At 64.7% G+C, this 19,035-nt stretch carries 19 protein-coding genes; 6 read left to right on the top strand and 13 right to left on the bottom strand.

The genetic code is table 11. From position 1 onward, the window contains the following. Positions 1-109: 109 nt before the first annotated feature. A complete protein-coding gene (locus tag N415_RS31245; RefSeq protein WP_068176014.1) occupies positions 110-322 on the bottom strand; it encodes a CsbD family protein in 213 nt (70 codons plus the stop codon). Positions 323-473: 151 nt separating this feature from the next. Between N415_RS31245 and N415_RS00925 the strand changes: the two genes are divergently transcribed. Continuing rightward, on the top strand, positions 474-710 hold the full coding sequence (locus tag N415_RS00925) for an ANTAR domain-containing protein (RefSeq protein ID WP_068176010.1): 237 nt from the start codon (positions 474-476) through the stop codon (positions 708-710). 67 nt (positions 711-777) lie between these two features. Here N415_RS00925 and N415_RS00920 read toward each other — a convergent pair whose 3' ends face one another. From N415_RS00920 to N415_RS00905, 4 genes are all read right to left on the bottom strand, one after another. Beyond that, positions 778-1,266 (bottom strand): hypothetical protein, encoded by a 489-nt coding sequence (locus N415_RS00920; protein ID WP_152531188.1) that lies wholly within the window; start codon positions 1,264-1,266, stop codon positions 778-780. A gap of 38 nt (positions 1,267-1,304) precedes the next feature. Further along, the gene (locus tag N415_RS31240) at positions 1,305-2,342 is read right to left on the bottom strand and encodes a GGDEF domain-containing protein (RefSeq protein ID WP_068176005.1); all 1,038 of its coding nucleotides are present in this window, start codon (positions 2,340-2,342) and stop codon (positions 1,305-1,307) included. 296 nt (positions 2,343-2,638) lie between these two features. After that, entirely contained in the window at positions 2,639-3,613 is a 975-nt protein-coding gene (gene nrdF / locus N415_RS00910) for a class 1b ribonucleoside-diphosphate reductase subunit beta (RefSeq protein ID WP_170929045.1), read from the bottom strand. A gap of 112 nt (positions 3,614-3,725) precedes the next feature. Then, on the bottom strand, positions 3,726-4,340 hold the full coding sequence (locus tag N415_RS00905; protein ID WP_081664994.1) for a TetR/AcrR family transcriptional regulator: 615 nt from the start codon (positions 4,338-4,340) through the stop codon (positions 3,726-3,728). 93 nt (positions 4,341-4,433) lie between these two features. On the opposite strand from N415_RS00905, the gene N415_RS00900 reads away from it, so the two are divergent. Genes N415_RS00900 through N415_RS00890 form a run of 3 tightly spaced genes read left to right on the top strand, consistent with a single transcriptional unit; the run spans position 4,434 to position 7,026 of the window. Next, entirely contained in the window at positions 4,434-6,014 is a 1,581-nt protein-coding gene (locus tag N415_RS00900) for an NAD(P)/FAD-dependent oxidoreductase (RefSeq protein ID WP_068176002.1), read from the top strand. Positions 6,015-6,047: 33 nt separating this feature from the next. Continuing rightward, a complete protein-coding gene (locus N415_RS00895; RefSeq protein ID WP_068176000.1) occupies positions 6,048-6,494 on the top strand; it encodes an SRPBCC family protein in 447 nt (148 codons plus the stop codon). Further along, positions 6,478-7,026 carry a TetR/AcrR family transcriptional regulator gene (locus N415_RS00890; RefSeq protein WP_068175998.1) on the top strand — a complete coding sequence of 183 codons (549 nt, stop codon included), beginning with the start codon at positions 6,478-6,480 and terminating at the stop codon, positions 7,024-7,026. The genes N415_RS00895 and N415_RS00890 overlap by 17 nt, the downstream gene beginning before the upstream one ends. Here the strand turns inward: N415_RS00890 and N415_RS00885 are convergent. Continuing rightward, complete coding sequence (locus N415_RS00885; protein ID WP_068175995.1) at positions 6,998-7,570, bottom strand: TetR/AcrR family transcriptional regulator; 573 nt, start codon at positions 7,568-7,570, stop codon at positions 6,998-7,000. The genes N415_RS00890 and N415_RS00885 overlap by 29 nt on opposite strands. 101 nt (positions 7,571-7,671) lie before the next feature. On the opposite strand from N415_RS00885, the gene N415_RS00880 reads away from it, so the two are divergent. Further along, the gene (locus tag N415_RS00880) at positions 7,672-8,580 is read left to right on the top strand and encodes an SDR family NAD(P)-dependent oxidoreductase (RefSeq protein WP_068176199.1); all 909 of its coding nucleotides are present in this window, start codon (positions 7,672-7,674) and stop codon (positions 8,578-8,580) included. On the opposite strand, the gene N415_RS00875 is transcribed toward N415_RS00880, so the two are convergent. From N415_RS00875 to N415_RS32450, 3 genes are all read right to left on the bottom strand, one after another. Next, complete coding sequence (locus N415_RS00875) at positions 8,542-10,083, bottom strand: NAD(P)/FAD-dependent oxidoreductase (protein WP_152531193.1); 1,542 nt, start codon at positions 10,081-10,083, stop codon at positions 8,542-8,544. The genes N415_RS00880 and N415_RS00875 overlap by 39 nt on opposite strands. A 127-nt stretch (positions 10,084-10,210) precedes the next feature. Then, positions 10,211-10,942: a TetR/AcrR family transcriptional regulator gene (locus N415_RS00870; protein WP_152531186.1), complete on the bottom strand. Its 732-nt coding sequence runs from the start codon at positions 10,940-10,942 to the stop codon at positions 10,211-10,213. A gap of 63 nt (positions 10,943-11,005) precedes the next feature. Next, a complete protein-coding gene (locus N415_RS32450; RefSeq protein WP_068175990.1) occupies positions 11,006-11,983 on the bottom strand; it encodes an AraC family transcriptional regulator in 978 nt (325 codons plus the stop codon). A 260-nt stretch (positions 11,984-12,243) separates the two neighbouring features. On the opposite strand from N415_RS32450, the gene N415_RS00860 reads away from it, so the two are divergent. Then, a complete protein-coding gene (locus N415_RS00860) occupies positions 12,244-13,026 on the top strand; it encodes an alpha/beta hydrolase (RefSeq protein WP_068175987.1) in 783 nt (260 codons plus the stop codon). A gap of 113 nt (positions 13,027-13,139) precedes the next feature. Here N415_RS00860 and N415_RS00855 read toward each other — a convergent pair whose 3' ends face one another. From N415_RS00855 to N415_RS00840, 4 genes are all read right to left on the bottom strand, one after another. After that, positions 13,140-14,543: an FAD-binding oxidoreductase gene (locus N415_RS00855; RefSeq protein ID WP_204366802.1), complete on the bottom strand. Its 1,404-nt coding sequence runs from the start codon at positions 14,541-14,543 to the stop codon at positions 13,140-13,142. A 37-nt stretch (positions 14,544-14,580) separates the two neighbouring features. Further along, on the bottom strand, positions 14,581-17,445 hold the full coding sequence (locus N415_RS00850; RefSeq protein WP_068175979.1) for an RND family transporter: 2,865 nt from the start codon (positions 17,443-17,445) through the stop codon (positions 14,581-14,583). After that, positions 17,442-17,885, bottom strand: coding sequence for an MmpS family transport accessory protein (locus N415_RS00845; protein WP_152531185.1), 444 nt, complete (start codon positions 17,883-17,885; stop codon positions 17,442-17,444). The genes N415_RS00850 and N415_RS00845 overlap by 4 nt, the downstream gene beginning before the upstream one ends. Before the next feature lie 74 nt (positions 17,886-17,959). Next, positions 17,960-18,862: a class I SAM-dependent methyltransferase gene (locus N415_RS00840; protein WP_068175976.1), complete on the bottom strand. Its 903-nt coding sequence runs from the start codon at positions 18,860-18,862 to the stop codon at positions 17,960-17,962. Positions 18,863-19,035: the final 173 nt, after the last annotated feature.

Here is a 19,035-nt window from a genome sequence, read left to right as displayed (position 1 = left end):
GCCTCGACGGGGATGGCGTTTTCGCAGTCGAGGTACGAATGGGAGTGCGCGATGGTGCAGCCGGGTGCGTGGTATCAAGAACCGACGCGCGCCAGCGACGCCGATCGCGCTAGACCTGCCGACGCCGTCGCACCGTCGCCCGACGGCGTCGCGGTCGGAAGGCGTCCTTGACCTTTTCGCCGGCGTCTCGCAGGTGGGCCGCGCGCTGATCGGCCCTGCCCTCGGCTTCCAGCGCTGGATCGTTCATCACACGGCCGATTGCCGCCTTGGCCTTGCCGGTGATCTGGTCGACTTTGTTCCGGGCTTTATTCGCACCGCTCACTGGCGTGTCCTTACTCTTCCAGGTTTCCGAATCGTGCGCTAAGACGCGGTTACCCCTTTTCGGTCCGGCCCACCCGGGGCTTCCATTCGTGACATCGGCAGAGGACAATGGGGTGTCTGCAGGGGCGGCTTTGAATTGATTGGTCAACTTAATGATTGCCACCGCCCACCCGCGCCCGGTCTGGCCCGCGGATTCCGTTGTCTGGCAGGCGACGGGCATCATCATGAACCGCTTCGATCTCGACACCGAGCAAGCCCTGGACGTGCTCCGCCGAATGTCGCAGCGCTGCAAGCTGCCCATGTGGCAGGTCGCCGAGGAGGTAGTCCGCCATAACGACCCCGTGCGGGCCTTCCAGCGCCTTGAAGAGGACGGGCTGAACCCCGATTGATCCCTGGCGCTCGCTCTCGGTTACGTTGCGCGCCAGCGGATTTAGAAGTCCCAGTCCTCGTCCTAGGTCAACTGTTCTCCTCGCGCAGGGCTTGCATCGCCAAGTTGTTGATCAACTGGCGGCCGGCAGCTGTGCGTAACTGAGGCAGCATCGCGGAGACGACACCGGCGGCGGTGAGCGCGAGGCGTACCAGACCGTCGGGCGCCGTGGCGGCGTCGCGGAGCACCGCATACTCGGCGTTGGGATCCCCCGAATGTTGTGCCATGGACATCCGGGCCACGAGCCGGTTGTCACGGTCGAGACCGATCTCGTCGTCGGTCGACGCCAAGGCCAGGGTTTCGCCGATTTCCGCGACTTCGTCCGGGTCGCAGAGCTGAGCCACCAGTTGCCACAGGATCGACACGGTGGCCCGGATCAGCTGTGGCAGCCGGCCAGCCGGGATGACCTCATCGTCGACGATGACGCGCATGCCCGCTTCGTCGCCGCGCTCGCCGTGTTGGATGAGCGCCAATGCGCGACGGAAGTCCGCCGCGCCCACACTGTCGTCACTGCTCATTCCACACATTCTGCCGACCGCGACCAGGGCCTTGCCGATCACGCACCGCGAGCCGGAGCCGCCGACGAAGTGGCGCTTCGCGTCGGACGGGCCGTGCTCGGCCCGGCTACCCGGCTCGCGTGGCGAGCCTGGTTCCCGCCGCTGCGTTTGGCGGCGTACATCGCGCCGTCAGCGATCGCGATCAGCTCCTCGATGCGGGCGTGACTCTCGCGAACGCTCAACGATGTCAACTCGGCGCTGGCAGTGCCGATGCTCGCCGTCATCTTCGGGGAAAGGCCCGTCAGGGCAGCGCAAATCCGCGCCGCCAGCGGTTCTATCTCGGAAGTCTCGCACGTCAGCGCGATGAGAAACTCTTCGCCGCCGGCGCGGCAGACGACGGCGTCGGGAGGGGTGTGCTCGATCAGCAGCCCGCTCACCGCTCGGAGCGCATCGTCGCCAACGCAATGACCGTGGGTGTCGTTGATGCGTTTGAAGTTGTCGAGATCGAGCATCACCACGGTCAGATGGGTGTGCGCACGCGACGGGTTCGCAACCCGATTACCGACCGTCTCGACGAATGCGCGCCGGTTCAGCAGGCCGGTGAGCGCATCCTCTTCCGAGCGCTGCGCGTACCCTCCCATCGCCTGCGACATGCCCCAAGCGCCAAGCACCGTAGACACATTGACGAATGTGATCAGCCAGAACGCCGCTATCGCCGCGGCGATGCCGACGTCACCGGCCAGCCGCGCCAGCGCCGCCAGCGCGACTGCGACTGCCACCGCGGAATGGAACACCACCACCTTTTGACGGTGAAAGATTGCGCTGTAGGCCCCCGTGACCGTCGTGGCGGTGCAGGCCAGGGCGGAGAGCGCCGCAGTGGGCTGGACCAAGCTCCATCCGCCGACCAACAGCACGCCAGCGGCGGCGACGGCCTCTGACTGCCGTCGCGTTGGCCAACGCGTCAGCCAGAAAGCCGTCATGCCGATGGCAAACGCGGCGGTGAGCACGCCTATGACCACCGCGGCTGCGCTCGGCCGGCGCTGGCTGATCAACACGGTCAACGGCGGCAACGCCGCCGCCGCGCAGACAACGGCCATGATCCGCTGTGCGGCGCGTAACCGTCCCCGCTGGCATAGCAAGGCCTTGATCCGCTCGTACTTGTCGGGCCTATTCGGCCGATACCTCGCCCCGGACATCGGTCGGCAAACCCCCCAAAAAACGTCGCCGCTCACAGCGCGAGAAGTCGTAGGAGAACTTTGGGCCCGACGTCATGAGTAGACCAGATAAAGGAGGGCAAAAGTTTGTTTTTGGGGAGTTTTAGTTGACTCCAACCCCGTGAACTTTTGGGGCCTTGTGGGCCTCGCAGCGTCGCCGTTTCGCTGACAACGCAGCTCTAGAAGTCCCAGTCCTCGTCTTCGGTGACGACGGCCTTGCCGATCACGTACGACGAGCCAGAGCCGGAGAAGAAGTCGTGGTTCTCGTCGGCGTTGGGCGACAGCGCCGACAGGATCGCCGGGTTGACGTCGGTCTCGTCGCGCGGGAACAGCGCCTCGTAGCCGAGGTTCATCAGCGCCTTGTTGGCGTTGTAGCGCAGGAACTTCTTGACGTCCTCGGTCAGCCCGACCTCGTCGTAGAGGTCCTGGGTGTACTCCACCTCGTTGTCGTAGAGCTCGAATAGCAGCTCGTAGGTGTAGTCCTTCAGTTCGGCGCGCTTGGCCTCGTCGACCAGGGCCAGGCCGCGCTGGAACTTGTAGCCGATGTAGTAGCCGTGCACGGCCTCGTCGCGGATGATCAGCCGGATCATGTCGGCGGTGTTGGTCAGCTTCGCCCGGCTCGACCAGTACATCGGCAGGTAGAACCCGGAGTAGAACAGGAAGCTCTCCAGCAGCGTGGAGGCCACCTTGCGCTTCAGCGGCTCGTCACCCCGGTAGTACTGCATGACGATCTCGGCCTTGCGCTGCAAATTGGGGTTCTCCTCCGACCAGCGGAAGGCGTCGTCGATCTCGGCCGTCGAGCACAGCGTCGAGAAGATCGAGCTGTAGCTCTTGGCGTGCACCGACTCCATGAACGCGATGTTGGTGTAGACGGCCTGCTCGTGCGGGGTCAGCGCGTCGGGGATCAGGCTGACCGCCCCGACCGTGCCCTGAATGGTGTCCAGCAGCGTCAGCCCGGTGAACACCCGCATCGTCAGCTGCTTCTCGCCGGCGGTCAGCGTGCCCCAGGACGGGAGGTCGTTGGAGACCGGCACCTTCTCGGGCAACCAGAAGTTGCCCGTCAGCCGATCCCAGACCTCGGCGTCCTTGTCGTCTTGCAGCCGGTTCCAGTTGATCGCCGACGTCCGATCGATCAGCTTCATGTTTTCGGTCACCAGAACCCCACTTCACCAGCCGGTTTTGACTTCGATGTCTAGGCCACAAACACTACCCCTGGGGTCCGACAACCCGCGGCAACACAATAAGTTGTGTTTGCGTGTCGCGCCGTCAGTCCAACCCGACCTCCCGCAAAGTATGCGTGAGGCCGTCCTCGAGGGCCCGCAACGCGATGTCGGTGAGGCGACTGAGTTCGTCTTGTTCTAGGTCCGAGCCGTCTCCGCCGTTGCTCATCCAGGCTTCGAGCGACGCGAACACGGCGGTGGCCAGGCTGTGCGCGGCGATGTCGGCGATCATCGCGCCGTCCGCGGTGGGCGCCGATCGTTCGTGGATGAAGCGGGCGATCTCGTCGGCGACCTGATCGCGCATCCGGCGAATGTGCGTGGTGATGATGTCCTGGTCGAGGTCCCGCGACCGGATGGTGGCCGCTTCGCGGACCATCGCGAAATCAAAGGGGAAGGCGTCCACGGCTTTTCGCACCGACGCCGTGATGGGTTCGCCGTGGGGGCGCAACGCCAGCGCGCGGGCGAACCATTCGAAGCCGATGTCGTAGTCGGCGAAGATCACCGCGTGCTTGGACGGGAAGTGCCGATAGAAGGTTCGCTCGGTGACGCCGACGTCGGCGGCGATGTCCGAGACGCTGGTCTGGTGCACGCCATCGGCGACGAAGCGCTTCATCGCCGCCTGTTGCAGCGCCTGGCGTGTGCGCTGGCTCCGAGATTGCACGCTGTAAGCAGACACCAAATGTCACCATTGACGCAAATATGTCACATGTGACATTGTGCCTTCTGTCGACGGATCACCACCGAAGGAGCCGGCATGTCGGACTACGACGCGATCATCATCGGGGCCGGCCACAACGGTCTGGTCGCCGCCAACGTGCTGGCGAAGGGCGGCGCGAAAGTGCTTGTCCTGGAACGGGCACACTTCCTCGGCGGGATGGCCGCCACCCGCGAACTCTTCGACGGATACAAGCACAGCGTCGGCGCATGGGCCGTGCTGATCTGGCGGCAAGAGATGACCGAACGGCTCGAGCTCACCAAGTGGGGCTTCGAGCTGATGGATCAGTGGACCTCGACGTGCACGTTCGGCGATGCCGCGGACACCCCGTTCGTGATGTACAACGACCTCGAGCGCATGGCGCGCCACCTGCTCGACGACCACGGCGCCGACACGGCGGCGGCGCTGGGGTCCCTGTTCGCCCACATCGGCCGGTTCGCACCGTATTTCGTCGACTCTGCGTTCGGCCCGCCGCTGGACATCATCGAGGTGATCGCCTCCCAGCCGACGCCGGAGGACCGCCACGATTTCGCCCAGATGTGGTACGGCAGCACGATGGACACGGTCCGGCGATTCCTGGCGCCCGACCAGGCCCGCTGCATCCAGGGCTCGCTGGCGGCGATGTCGATCGACGCGTTCGACGGCGGACCCTGGACCCCCGGTTCGAACGCGTCGACCTTGTACCACTACCTGATCGGCGGCGGCAACGTCGAATACATCATGCCGCGCGGGGGCATCGGCTCGCTGAGCGCCGCGCTGTGCCGGCGCGCCGAGTCACTGGGCGCCGAGGTGCAGATGAAGCAGCACGTCAAGGACATCCTGGTCACCGACGGGCGCGCCACTGGGGTCCAATTGCGCGACGGCACAACGATTTCCGCCGATGCGGTGCTCTCGTCGCTCGACCCGTACACCACCTTCGTGAATCTGGCCGGGGCGCAGAACTTTCCGCCCGACTACATCCGCAAGATCAAGGAGATCAACTTCAACCTGGGTTACATCCAGGCGCATCTCACCATCGACCAAGCGCCCCAATGGATCGAGCGGCTGCAGCCCTACATGCACGACAACGGCCAATGGTGTCCCACCGTCGCCTATGCCCCGTCGCCGGAGTACATCAGCGACGCGTGGGAGCAATACCGCAAGGGGCAGCTTCCCGACGCGCCGCCCACCTACCTGTACATCCCCAGCATGGTCGACTCGTCGCTGGCGCCGGCGGGCAAGCACAGCGCGACCATCTTCACCCCGTACTTCCCCACTGGCCTGGACGCCGACGAAAACCGAAGCTGGAAGGAGCAATACGCCGACACCTGCGTACGCATCTTCGACAGCTTCGCGCCCGGGTTCGCCGACTCCGTCACGAACCGCGTCGTGTTCTCCAACCGCTACTTCGGCAGCACCTTCAGCGCGCACGCCGGCGACTACTCGCACGGCCTGCTGCAGCCCAACCAGCTGTGGACCGGCCGCGTCGTCGAGGGCGCCGACAAGTTCGCCACCCCGGTCGACGGGCTCTTCCTGTGCGGCCAGTGCACGCACCCCGGGCCGGGGGTGACGGGCATCCCCGGCTGGAACGGCGCCGAGGCTGCCCTCAAGCACCTCAACGCCCGCGTCGCAAGGGCATAGGCAAAGCCGGAACTAACATGTACCATTTGGTACATGTTTACCGAAGACAGCATTGAGATCGACGCGCCGCCGCAGGTCGTCTGGGACGTCTTCAGCGACGTCGAACGCTGGCCCGAGTGGACCGCGTCGGTCACCTCCCTGACCGGGCGCGACGGTTCCGCCCTGGCCGCGGGCAGGCGGTTCGCGATCAAGCAACCCGGCCTGCAGAAGCTGATCTGGAAGGTCGCCGAGATCGATCCCGGCACCTCCTGGACCTGGGTGACCCGCTCCCCCGGCGTGCAGGTGACCGCGCGCCACTACGTCACCGCCCTGCCCGGCGGCCGCACCCTGGTGCGCCAGGAACTCGACCAGCGGGGCTTCCTCGGCACGCTGGTCGGGCGGTTGACGGTCAAGCGGACCCAGCGCTTCCTCGAGATGGAGGCCAAGGGCCTCAAGGCGCGGTCTGAACAGGTCAGCCGCGCCAATGGCCCGCACGCCTGACCGTCAGCGGCGCCGCGAACTACTGGATGCGCTCTTCGACGAGTTCGCCGCGAACGGCATCGGCGATCGGTCGCTTCGCGATGTCGCCGCCGCAATCGGCACCAGCCACCGGATGCTGTTGCACCACTTCGGTTCTCGCGAAGACCTGCTGATTGCGATCGTCGAGGAGGCCGAGCGTCGCCAGATGGCCCTCGTCCCCGACCTGCCGCAGAACCCGGCCGAGGGCTTCGCCGCGATGTGGGCCGACCTCCGTCGACCCGAATTGCGCCAACTGGAGCGCCTTTTCTTCGAGTGCTATTCGCGGGCCGCCCAGGGCGAAAAGCCTTTTACGCGAATGGTTCCCGGCGCCGTCGACGGCTGGCTGCGCGAGGTGGAATCGGCCGCCGCCGGTGTTGCCTACGACGGCGCGATGGCGAGGCTCGGGCTGGCCGTCACCCGTGGGCTGCTGCTGGACCTGGTGGCCACCGAAGACGAGGCCGGCGTCGACGCGGCCGCGCAAGCGTTCATCGAGCTTTTGGCAACAGCGCGATGAGCGTGTCGACGAGTTCCTCGGCGTTGGTGTGCCACTTGTCCAAATCCATGTGGCCGCTCAGATCCAGGCCAGTGATGCCGTGGGCGCTGGTCAGCACCAGGGCACCATAGCGGCGCGCCTGCTGTGGTCCGACAATGCGGCCCATGATGTCGAGGAACAGATCCTGCGCGCGTTCGGCCGCCCGCATCGCCGCGGCCGGATCACCCGCCGGCGGGGTGAACATCAAGCGATACAGGTGAGGCCGGGTTCGGCCGATGGCGATCAGGGAAAGCAGGCCGGATCGCAACGACTCCTCCGGCGGGTCCCCGCTGTTGGCCAACGCCTCCAGCGCATCGCCCAGGTCGGTCAAGGCGTTGGTCGCGACAACCGCGAGCAGAGCCTCCTTGTCGGCGAAGTGGCGATACGCCGCCGAACGCGACACGCCGCTGCGCGCACCCACCTCGCGCAGCGTCACCGCCTCGACTCCGCCGAGATCCAGCAAGACCTCGGCGGCCTCGAGCAGCGAACGACGTGTCGCCGCAGCGCTCTCCGCTCGACTCGTCACCCGCAGAGCATAAGCCCGACGCCCAGTTGACAATGTCAACTCAAACGCCTAGCTTCAGTTGACAACGTCAACTCAGATGCATTCACCGGATGGAGACAGCCATGAATTCCTCGAATCGCGCCGACCGCAACGAGCTGATCGTCGTCACCGGCGCGTCGACGGGGATGGGCGCGGCGACGGCTCGTGAACTGGCGCGCAAGGGTTTTCACGTGCTCGCCGGCGTACGCCGCGAAGCCGACGCCGTAGCGCTGGCGGCCGACGGGCTGGAGCCGCGCATCCTGGACATCACCGTCGAATCGGACGTCGCCGCGATCGCCGAACGCGTCGCGAACGATCCGCTGCGCCGTCCGCTGCGCGCGCTGATCAACAACGCCGGGATCGCGATCAACGCCCCGGTGGAAGCGCTGCCAATGGACCAGTGGCGCAAGCAGTTTGAGGTCAACCTGTTCGGCCACATCGCGATGACCCAGGCGTTGTTGCCGGCGCTGCTGCTCAGCTCGGGCACCGTCGTGAACATCAGTTCCATCGGCGGGAAGGTCGTGTTGCCGACGTACGGCGCATATGCCGGCTCGAAGTTCGCGCTGGAGGCGGTCAGCGATGCCCTGCGCCGAGAGGTCGGCGAGCTCGGTATCAAGGTCGTCGTCGTCGAACCCGGCGCCGTCAAAACCGAGATGGCGGAGCGTGGGATCGCCACCGCGGAGGGGCTGATGGCCAACATGACCGCCGCACAGCTCGCACGCTATGAGGATCTCGCCGCGGCCGTCACCGCCCAAGCCCGATCGTTCGGCGAGGACGGCGTTTCGGTCGAGCACGCCGCCAAAGTGATCGTCAAGGCCGCGACTGCGTCGCGCCCGCGGACTCGCTACACGATCGGCCGGGACGCCGCGGTCCTGCTGCGGATCAGCCGTGTCGTATCGGACCGGGTCCTGGATCGCATTGTGCGCCTGAACCTTCGGTCCTTCGCAAAAAGCTCAGCCCCCAACGGCCGCCGCGCGGCGGTTGGCGCCTGAGCCCGTCTTGACCCCGAAGAACTGGTATTCCTCCGGCTTCACCGCGCGGGTCGCTCGCCAGTACTCCCAGGTGTAGCCGCCCCACAGCACGGTGTTCTTGCCATGCTCATCGAGGTACCAGCTGCTGCAGCCGCCGCTGTTCCACACCGACTGCGAAAGCCTTTGCTGCAGTTCGTCGTTGAACCGGTCCTGCGCGGCGCGGGTCGGGGCCAGCGCCTGGGCGCCCAGCTTGTCGCATTTCGCGATCGCGTCGGCGACGTAATGGATCTGGGATTCGATCATGAACACCACAGAGTTGTGGCCGAGCCCCGTGTTGGGCCCCAGCAGGAAGAACAGGTTCGGCACGTCGGCCACGGTGATGCCCCGGTGCGCGCCGATGCCCTCCCGGTTCCAGCGGTCGACCAGGTCCTCGCCGTTCCGCCCCTTGATCTGGACGTAGGTGTAAGAGTCGGTGACGTGGAAGCCGGTGCCGTAGACGATCACGTCCACCTTGCGCTCCTTGCCGTCCGCCGTGACGATGCCGTCGCGCGTGATCCGGGTGATGCCGTCGGTGACCAGCTCGGTCTTGGGGTCGGCGACCGCGCCGTAGTACGTGGAGGAGTTCAGGATTCGCTTGCAACCGATCCGGTAGTGCGGGGTCAGCTTGCGGCGTAGCTCGCGGTCCTTGACCGAGCGCCGGATGTTGTATTTCGCGTAGGCCTCGATGATCTTCAGCGCGTTCGGCCGCTTGGTCATGCCGAAGGCCAGCGCCTCCTGGCCCCAGTAGATCGCCAGGCGTACCGCCGCGCGCAGGCCGGGAACATTCTCCATGGCCCGGCGTAGCGCCACGGGCAGCTCGGGGTTGGACCGCGGCACCACCCACGGCGGGGTGCGTTGGTAGAGCTGAAGTTCGGCGACCTTCCCGACGATCTCGGGCACGATCTGGATCGCGCTGGCGCCGGTGCCGATCACGGCCACCCGCTTGCCGGTCAGGTCGACGCTGTGGTCCCACTCCGCGGAATGGAAAGCGGGACCGGCGAATTCGTCGCGGCCCTCGATGTCGGGGAACGACGGAATATGCAGCGCGCCGGCCCCGGAGATCAGGAACTGCGCGACGTACTCGCGCCCGTCGGTGGTGAAGACGTGCCAGCGGTTCTCGTCGTCGTCCCAGTGGCCCCGGTCGACCAGCGAGTTGAACACGATGTGGCGGCGCAGGCCGTATTTCTCGGTGACCCCCTTGAGGTAGTCCCAGATCTCGGGCTGATACGAGAACGGGTTCTTCCAGTCGGGCTTGGGCTCGAAGGAGAAGGAGTACAGGTGCGAGGGGATGTCGCAGGCACAGCCGGGATAGCTGTTGTCGCGCCAGGTGCCGCCGACGTCGTCGGCCTTCTCCAGGATGACGAAGTCCACGCCCTGCTGTTGCAGCTTGATGCCCATGCCCAGGCCGGAGAATCCGGTCCCGATGATCAGGGCGCGGGTGTGCACCGGCTCCTGCGCCTGTTGTGTCGGATCGGCTTGTGTCATGGCATCGGTCACGGCGGATCGGTCTTCCTGTTGGTTAGCGCAAATACCCAGTACCCAGGGTATCGGATAGGGCGAGTGTTGACGATCGCCGGGACCATGTCAACGTGGCAGAGTCCTCCAGCGGTCTTCAGCTGGCGGCGGGGTTGCTGGGCACCACGCTGTGAATCGGCTGGTCGGGGTCCATTGCGATGCCCAGCGCGTCGGCCGTGCCGACGAGGACGCCCATCATGATGGTCGTCAGGTGGGCGACGAACTGCTCGCGCGGCATGCGCCGCGGGCTGTCGGCGTCGGGGCCCAGCCACCATTCGGTGGCCGACGCGGCCGATCCGAAGGCCGCGTGCCCGGCCAGTTCGATCGCCGCGTGGTCCAGCTCCATCTCCCGCAGCTCGTTGTCGAACATGTCGGCCACGGCCAGGGTGATCCCGCGGCCCTCCTCCAGGATCTTGGGGCTCGCCGCGGACCGGCCCTGGATGAAGACCCGCAGCACGTTGGGGTGCTGGTCGACCAGGTTGACGTACTCCTCGACGGCGCGGCGGATCACCTCGCGGGCCGAATCGGTCTTGAGGTCGATCGACGGGAAGATCGCCGCCCACAACATGTCGCGCAGCCGCTCGCCGATCGCCTGAAACAGATCGGATTTGTCGTGGAAGTGCCGGTAAATCTTGGGCTTGGCGGTGCCGGCCTCCTCGGCGATCTCCCGCACGCTCAGCTCGGGGCCCAGGCGGTCAATGGCGCGGAACGCGGCGTCCACGATTTCACCGCGCACCTTCTTGCGGTGTTCGCGCCACCGTTCGCTGCGCGCGTCGACCTTCACCCCGGGCTTCACGCTCGGATGGGGGGGTCGAGGAATTCTCACCACATCAAGCACCATACCGCGTGATGCCTGCTGACCTGGGCAGACCGCTGCGAGGGTCACCACTTGTCAGGACAGTGCGCGCAGTGTCTCGCTGGGAGTGCGGCCAAACTCCCGGCGGTAGTCGGCCGCGAAACGGCCGAGGTTGGCGAACCCCCAGCGGTACGCGACGGCTGCCACGGTCGCTCCGTCCTCGGCGGACGCCCGGCACAGGTCGGCATGTGCGCGCGCGAGACGGATCGACTTCAGATAGGCCATCGGGGTCGTGTCCAAATGGTTACGGAACGCCTCCTGGAGGGCGCGGGTGCTCACCCGTGCTGCGGCCGCCACGTCGTGGATCCGGACGTCCTCGGCCGCCCTGTCCTCGAGGTAGGCGATTGCACGACGCACGGCCGGGGGTCTTACGCGGCCGCGGAGTTCATCCTCGGCCGCGCGATGAACCGCAGGGTATGCCTCGACGATGCTTGCTATCAAAATGCGACGCATCTGGGCCGACACTAGCGGTCCGGACGCCAAGAGGCCGTTCGGACCGGCATTTCGGAGCAGCACGTGCATCGCCTTCGCCACGGCAGCCGCACCCGGCTTGGATGGACGCCAACTCAGCGGGAAGCGAACGGAATTCAGCTGACTCGCGCCGGTGAACTCAGCGACCGTCGTCTCGAGTGCCCTACGAGGGATCCGCGCGTGGAAGATGCTGCAGTTCTCCTCCCAGCGCAGTCGATAGGCGGTGTGGGCATCCAACACAATGTGCTCGCCGGGCACCAGCAACCGTTCGCCGGTGTCCGTGCTGACCAGCAACCGACCGCTGACTTGTTGGGACACCAGCACAAAGTCATCGAAGGCAAACGAGTCCAGCACCGTAGTCCCCGCACCGTAAGTCAGCGAGTAGACGCCGAGCCCGCTGGTACCCCCTTCGGCATGCCTGGCACGGAAAGAGGCCTTGCCGCCTTCGAGGGTGAGCCGGTGGGGACAGTAGAGAGCGGCCATGCGGGTGCACGCGTGATCGGGGTCCGACGTGTCGAGACGGATACGCAGCACGTCGATCATGCGACTGTGGCCCGATGGTGGGGCGGCAGCGTACGACTCATTCGATACCTTTCATCGAGTTATGGCGTTCGATAAGGACAACGACGACCCCACGTCGCGTGTGCCGCCTGAAAGCCGAGGCGTCGGTTTCCGTGGAAAAGATGGCGCATTACGAGCGATAGACAGATGTTCGGAGTCTGCCTACTCGGCCATGGCGCATTCTGTGGGAATCAAGGCACTATGTGCAGGCGTCCAGAAAAAGCGGCGGTGTTGCATTCGACATGACTACCGTGATCTCCCCCGACGGAACGCGGATCGGTTATGAATCGGTCGGTGCCGGGCCACCCTTGCTGCTTGTGCACGGCAGCACCGGCACGCGTGCCCGCTGGTCCCCGCTACTACCGGCGCTGGCGAAACACTACACCGTCCACGCGATGGACCGCCGCGGCCGCGGGCTGAGCACCGCCGAGGTCGAGCCTTACAGCCTGGCCCGCGAAGCCGAGGATGTCGCAGCCGTTGCCGAAGCCCTCGGCGGAAACGTCTACGTGTTCGGCCATTCCTACGGCGCCCTGGCGGTTCTCGAAGCGGCCTTGATCACACCGGCTTTCCGCCGGGTGATGCTGTACGACCCACCGATATCGTCGCCAGGCTTCGACGTCGTCTCGCCGGAGGGCATGGCCCGCATTACCAGGACGTCCGACCCCCGCGACATCCTCGAAGCGTTCTATCGTGTGACGCTCCACCTGTCCCCGTCAGACATCAAGGACCTTGCGGATCGCGAGTTCTCGTATCTCGCCGACTCGATCGGACATACCGCCGGCCGCGAACTCGCGGAAGCCAGCACCTACCGCGCGACAGAGCGGCTCGCCAAGATCACCGTCCCGGTCCGTCTGTTGCTCGGGACCGAGAGCCCCGCGTATTTGCGGGCGGCCACTCAGGCCGTCGCTGCGCGAATAACCGGCGCTACGGTCGTCGCTTTGCGCGGCCAGGGGCACCAGGCGGTCGACTACGACCCTCAACAGATCGTCCGGGCGGTACTGGATTTCGACTCCGATGTTCGCTAGCCAGCGCCGGCGATTGTGACGGGGCCCCGCCCAGTGAACATATCGCTGCGACGACCGGGCGCACGCGGCCGTAGCGAGCACCCGGCATGTCGCATCCAGACGACCGTCGGTGCTCAGCCGGCGGGCACCACGTTGTGGTTAAGGCGGAACATGTTGGTCGGGTCGTACGCCTTCTTGACACGCGCCAGGCGCTCGTGGCATTCGGGGCCATAGATCGCTAGGGTGTCCGTTGCTTCTTCGGGGGCGAGATTGTTCACCAGCAGTCGGTCGCCCCGCCATGGCGCCATGCCGTCAAGCAAGGCAGCGATCGACTCCTTGAGCCGCCGTTCCTCCGACAGCGGTCCAACCTCGACACCCAACAGGACATACGGCAGGCCTCGGGTCGCCACGGCGTTGGGCACCAACGGATCTCGGTCCCAGGCTCCGCCAAGGGCCCGCATTTCGGCGATCCACATAGTGGTGTCGGATCCAGGGCCGACTAGTTCGACCAGCTTGTCCTGCGCCTCCAGGGGGAACTCCCGCAGCATGATGCTGCGCTCGTAGTACGGCAACGGTTCGGTCGGCTCGTCGTGGATCGATGCGACCGCGGCGTACGGCATGTCCGCCACGGTGTCCAGGATTGGCGGCGCCACTTCCCGCAGCGGTGCGATCATCCGTTCGCCGTCGTCAGTTGTGCCGTTGTAGGCGATCCGCACAGCCACCGTGAACACGCCGCGAAGCGGTTCGGGTAATTCGGGCAGCGGCGGCAGCCGCAGCGCCGCGAATGAAGAGACCATGGTTTCCGGCGTGTTCGGGTGCCAGGCAGTCCAGGCTCGCAGCACGTCGGTCATTCGCTCACCGGGGAAGTAGAGGCCACCGCCGTAGAGGCGAGCAACCGGGAACAAGTCGAATTCGAGCGTCGTGACCACCCCGAAGTTGCCCTTGCCGCCGCGTAACGCCCAGAACAGTTCGGGCTCGGATTCCGCGTCGACATGCCGCAATTCGCCGTCCGCTGTCACCACGTCGAGCCAGCGGACGTGGTCGGCGGCGTAACCGTGGGAGCGCCCGAGGGTCGGGCTGAGACCGCCACCCAGGGTGTAACCGGTGACTCCCACCGTGGGGTTCGACCCGTTCAGCGGTGCCAGCCCCGCCTCGGCTGCTTTCTGGACAACGTCGCCCCATACCGCTCCCGCGCCGACTCGGGCAGTGCGGCCGATCGCGTCGATGTCGACGTCATTCATCCGGTGGGTAGTGATCAGCACGGCACCCTGTGCCGTGCCCACGATCTGGTGGCCGGTCGTCTTCACCAGGACCGGTCGGTGCTGTGCCGCCGCGAAGGCAACTGCCGCCTTGACGTCGATTGCGCTCTGCGCCACCACAATCACCGCGGGCATGAGCTCGTGATTGAGGTTGAAGACCGCGCGTTCCTCGTCGTATCCCGCGTCACCCGTCAGCAGAACCGAACCCCCGACCGTCTTTGCCAGGGCTGCGGCATCCTCGGGCCGCACGGGCGGCAGATGCGAATCATGGAAATTCACAGCCAACATCCCCCTTTCGTAGTGCCCTCTATGGGCGTCACTGATCGACACTCGCGCCGACCAGGGCGGCGTGCCGTCTGGTACTCGTACGCAGCGGCCTGGAACGGATCACTCGGGGCCACCAGAAGAACGGACCGAGCAAGCGCGCGATCGCGGGAGTGATGAACGAACGCACGATCAGCGTGTCGAGCAGAAGTCCGAAGCCGATGGTGGTGCCCATCTGGCCGATGTTGAGCAAGTCACTGGAAAGCATCGCCATCATGGTGACGGCGAATACCAACCCCGCGGTCGTGACGACTTTGCCGGAATTGGCAACCGCTCTGAGCAGACCGGTGTTCAGCCCCGCCTTGCTCTCTTCGAGGTAGCGGGCGATCAGCAACAAGTTGTAGTCCGAACCGACCGCCACCAAGATGATGAAGGTGAGGGGCAGGTTCAGCCAGCTCATGGGGACGCCGACCAAGTGCTGCCAGAACAGGACCGCCAGACCGAACGCCCCGGAATAGGAGAACGCCACCGTCCCGATTATGACCAATGCTGCGACGATGCTCCTGGTGATCAGCAGCATCACCAGGAAGATCAACGCGAAAGCTGCTGTGGCCGCGATGATCAGGTCTGTTCTCGCCGCATCCTGGATGTCCCAGTAAGTGGCCGCGGCGCCGCCCAGATAGACCCGTGCTCCTGCGAGCGTCGTGCCCTTCAGCGCTTCTTTGGCGGCGGGTAGATAGATCTGGTCTTGCTTGATCCCTTCGGGGGTGAGTGCCTCTCCGTCGTGGAAGATCATGTATCGCGCGGTTCTGCCGTCCGGGGACATGAAGTATCTGAGATCGATCTGAAAAGACGGATTGCTGAACGCATCTGGCGGCAGATAGAAGAAGTCGTCGTTCTTCGAACTGTCGAAGGCGTAGCCCAGATCCATCATCTGGCGGCTCAGCTCATCCAGCTGAGTCAACTGAGGTTGAATCGTACTGTGGTCGGTCAGAATGATCTGGTGCAAGTTATCGAGTTGATCAGCGCTCTGACCGATGAGCTCGACGAGTTGCGGCGTCACGGCATCCTGAATCAACGCGGCTTTCAGGTTCCTGTCCAACTGCTCATCCAGCTGGTCGATCTTGTCGGTGGCGTCGAACAGCGATCGCAGCGACCAGCACAACGGGATATCGAAACAGTGTTTCTCCCAATAGAAGTAGCTACGAATCGGGCGCCAGAAGTCGTCGAAGTCGGCCACGTTGTCCCGTATCGAGTCGGTGACCTCTTTCATGCCTCGGGCGGCGTCGGCGGCAATATGCGCCGCGCCCGCCTGTTGTGACGTCAACTCCTGCTGGCGACGCAAGAGGCCCGCCATGCGGCCGGTGATGCTCGCCGTGTCCGTGAGCCGGTTGTTCAGGTCGGTGAGGAACGGCAACAGTTCTTTGATCTTCGTCCCCATCGTGCCGATCGTGTAGGTGAACGACGAATGCTCCAGCGGCGTGCCCAGCGGCCTGGTTGTGCTCTGGATCATTCCGACACCGGGAGTGTGAAAAACGTTGCGCGCCACCCGATCCAGCGCAAGCATGTCTGTGCTATTGCGCATGTCGTGATCGGATTCGACCGCCAGCATGTCACTGTTCAGCTTGCTGACCGGGAAGTGCCTGTCGCTCGCGGCATAGCCTTGTTTCGACGGGACGTCATCGGAGACGTAGAGCCGGTCATCGTAATTGGGGTGGTAGCTGGGCAGCGTGATCGACCCCACCAGTACGACCACGCAACTGGCGAAGAGGAGCCGTCCCGGCCAGCGCACCACCAGGGCGCCAACTTTGCGCCAGATACCCGCTCTCGCAGCGCGCTTCGGTTCGAAGATACCGAAGCGGATGCTCAGCGCCAGTACGGCCGGACCGAAGGTCAGAGCAGCGGCGACTGCGGTGAGCATGGCCACAGCGCAGGGGATCCCGCATGTATTGAAATAATTCAGCCGGGTGAATGTGAGGCAGAAGGTCGCGCCGGCCACCGCGAGACCAGATCCCAGAATAACGTGGGATACGCCGTTTACTGCGGAATAGTAAGCGGCTTCCCGATCTTCGCCGGCTTGGCGTGCTTCGTGGTAGCGGCCGATCAAGAAGATCGCGTAGTCGGTACCCGCACCAAGGATGAGAGAAACAAGAATGTTCGACGCGAATTCGGAGATCTGAATGAACTTGTGGAAAGCGAGGAACGAGACGAAGCCGCGCCCGCAAATCAGTTCCATCATCACCATCAACAGGATGAGAAGCGCAGTCGAGATGGAGCGATACACGGCCAGCAGCATTGCGCTGATGAGTACGATCGTCACGAACATGATCGTGATCAGGCTCTTGTTGCCGATCTCGAGCATGTCCGCCGACAAGGGCGCCGCACCCGAGACGTATACCTTTAGCCCCGGCGGGGTTTTGATCTGCGAGACCAAGTCCCGCACTGCCTTGATCGACTGGTCGGACAGCGACGAACCCAGGTCGCCGGCCACCCGCACCAGCGTGTAGGACGCCATGCCGTCATTGCTCTGCACCCCGGCAGCGGTGGTGCCTTGACCCCACAGGTTCATGACATATTGAACGTGCTTGTCGTGCTGCAGTTTTGCGACCATCCGGTCGTAGAACGAGTGGTCGTTTTCGTCCAGTTTGTGAGAACCCTCCAGAACGACCATCAACAAACTGTTGCTGTCGGATTCTTTGAACACTTCGCCGATATGAATGAGCGCTTGCGACGACGGCGCGTCGACAGGGACCAGTGGGCCCCGGTTTGCCTCGGTAACCGGTTCTAGCTGCGGAGCGATGACGTTGAGCCCAACCATGAGCGCGATCCATGCGAGCACCACGGGCCCGGCGAACTTGCGGATGGTCCGCGCGACGAAGGGTTTGCGCACATTGACGGTGACGCTGTCGTGGTTCATGCGGACAGCACCTGGCACCAGACACCGGCATGCTCGCCCGTTGCCGTATGTTCGGAGCGCACCTGCCCGTCCACGGTGATGCGGCAGCCGATGTTTCCGCCCGCCACCTGCGCGGTGATATCGGCGGTAGCGGTCGTCAACACAGTTACTTCCGTGTGTGTCCAGGGCAACGCCGCGAGGTCGACGGCAATTGCGCGAGAGTTCACGTCCCAATAGCTGGCTCTCCCCCACCCGGCCAAATCGCCGAAGATGTCGTATTGGATGTGTTTGGGATTGAACTGAGCTATCGAGAATTTGTTGCCCGGACTTCGAGTTCGGTCCTGAGAGCCGAAGATCCCGTGCGCGGAGTCAATGACGCATCCCGCCAAGACGGCACCGACGACCACCAGCGTGGGCAGCCAGAGCCTGCTGACCAGTCGCCGACGTAGGGATACAGTCAACAAAATCGCCTTCCTAGGATCAGCTACAAAACGCGGGCCCGACGCCGAGCGTGTGATTGGTGTAGGGGCGATGGTTAGGTGCGCAAACCGCTGAGCATCCGCGTGAAACTTGCCAGTTCGACGAAGCCGTCCGTCGTGGGAGCGGTTTGTCCGGCTGCGCGGAACACCTCGGCGAGGTCCGCGCTGCGCGTGGTCCAGCCACGCTCGGTCAGATATACCGCAGGATCTGCGTGCTGTCCGGCGAAAGTCACGGTGCGCAAGTCTATTTCGGGGTCTAGTTCGTTCCAGGTCGCGTGATGCTTTCTCAGATTATCCCCTAGCGCGTCGGCTCTGGGGCTGTCGACGTAGTCAGCCGCGAGTTGACTGCCGGGCGCACTCAAGGTGGTGATCGCGTCGAGTATTTCGTCGTGCGCCTTGGGCGGCAAATACCCGATCAGGAGTCCCTCGACGATCCAGGCGGTCGGCTCAGTCACATCAAAACCCTCTTGCTGCAATACGGTTGGCCAGTCGTGACGCAGATCGATACCCAAGTAGTGGTGACTGTGCGTAGGTGCCCATCCCAAACCGGCCAGGACGCTGCGTTTCCACTCGATCACTTGTGGCTGGTCGACTTCGTAGATGGACATCCCCGGCGGCCAGGTCAAACGGTGGGCGCGGCAGTCCAATCCAGAGGCAAGGATCACTGCTTGACGAACGCCAGAGCGGGACGCGTCGAGGGCGAAGTCATCGAGGCTTCTCGTGCGCACGCCGAAGTACGCGGGCATCCACTCGACTTCGATGTCCGAGAATGTGATTGTGCCGTCGACTATCTGGGTGAACAATTTCAATCCGACTGCTCGGACCAATATTTCGGCGAACGGATCGCAGATCACCGGATCGGCTTGTCTGCTGGCGATGGCTCGTGCCGCGGCCACCATCGTGGCCGTCGCGCCTACGCCGGTCTTCAGGTCCCAACTGTCGTCATCGGTCCGCGGCACGGTCGCCCCCTTGAATCGTCTGGAGCCCGAACGAGTCTCGCTCGTCCGGGCGCTTTCTGCAGCAAAGTTAGGGCTACAGTCGCCGCCGGTCTACCCGAATAACGCGGCCGATGGCCGGAATACGCGGTGGCGAAGCCAGCCATGGCGCGCTGGACTTGATGGCCCGCTACTCG

The sequence above is a fragment of the Mycobacterium sp. UM_CSW genome, from assembly GCF_000455205.1.
Lineage (GTDB): Bacteria > Actinomycetota > Actinomycetes > Mycobacteriales > Mycobacteriaceae > Mycobacterium.
This window is presented reverse-complemented; position numbering and strand designations above follow the sequence as displayed.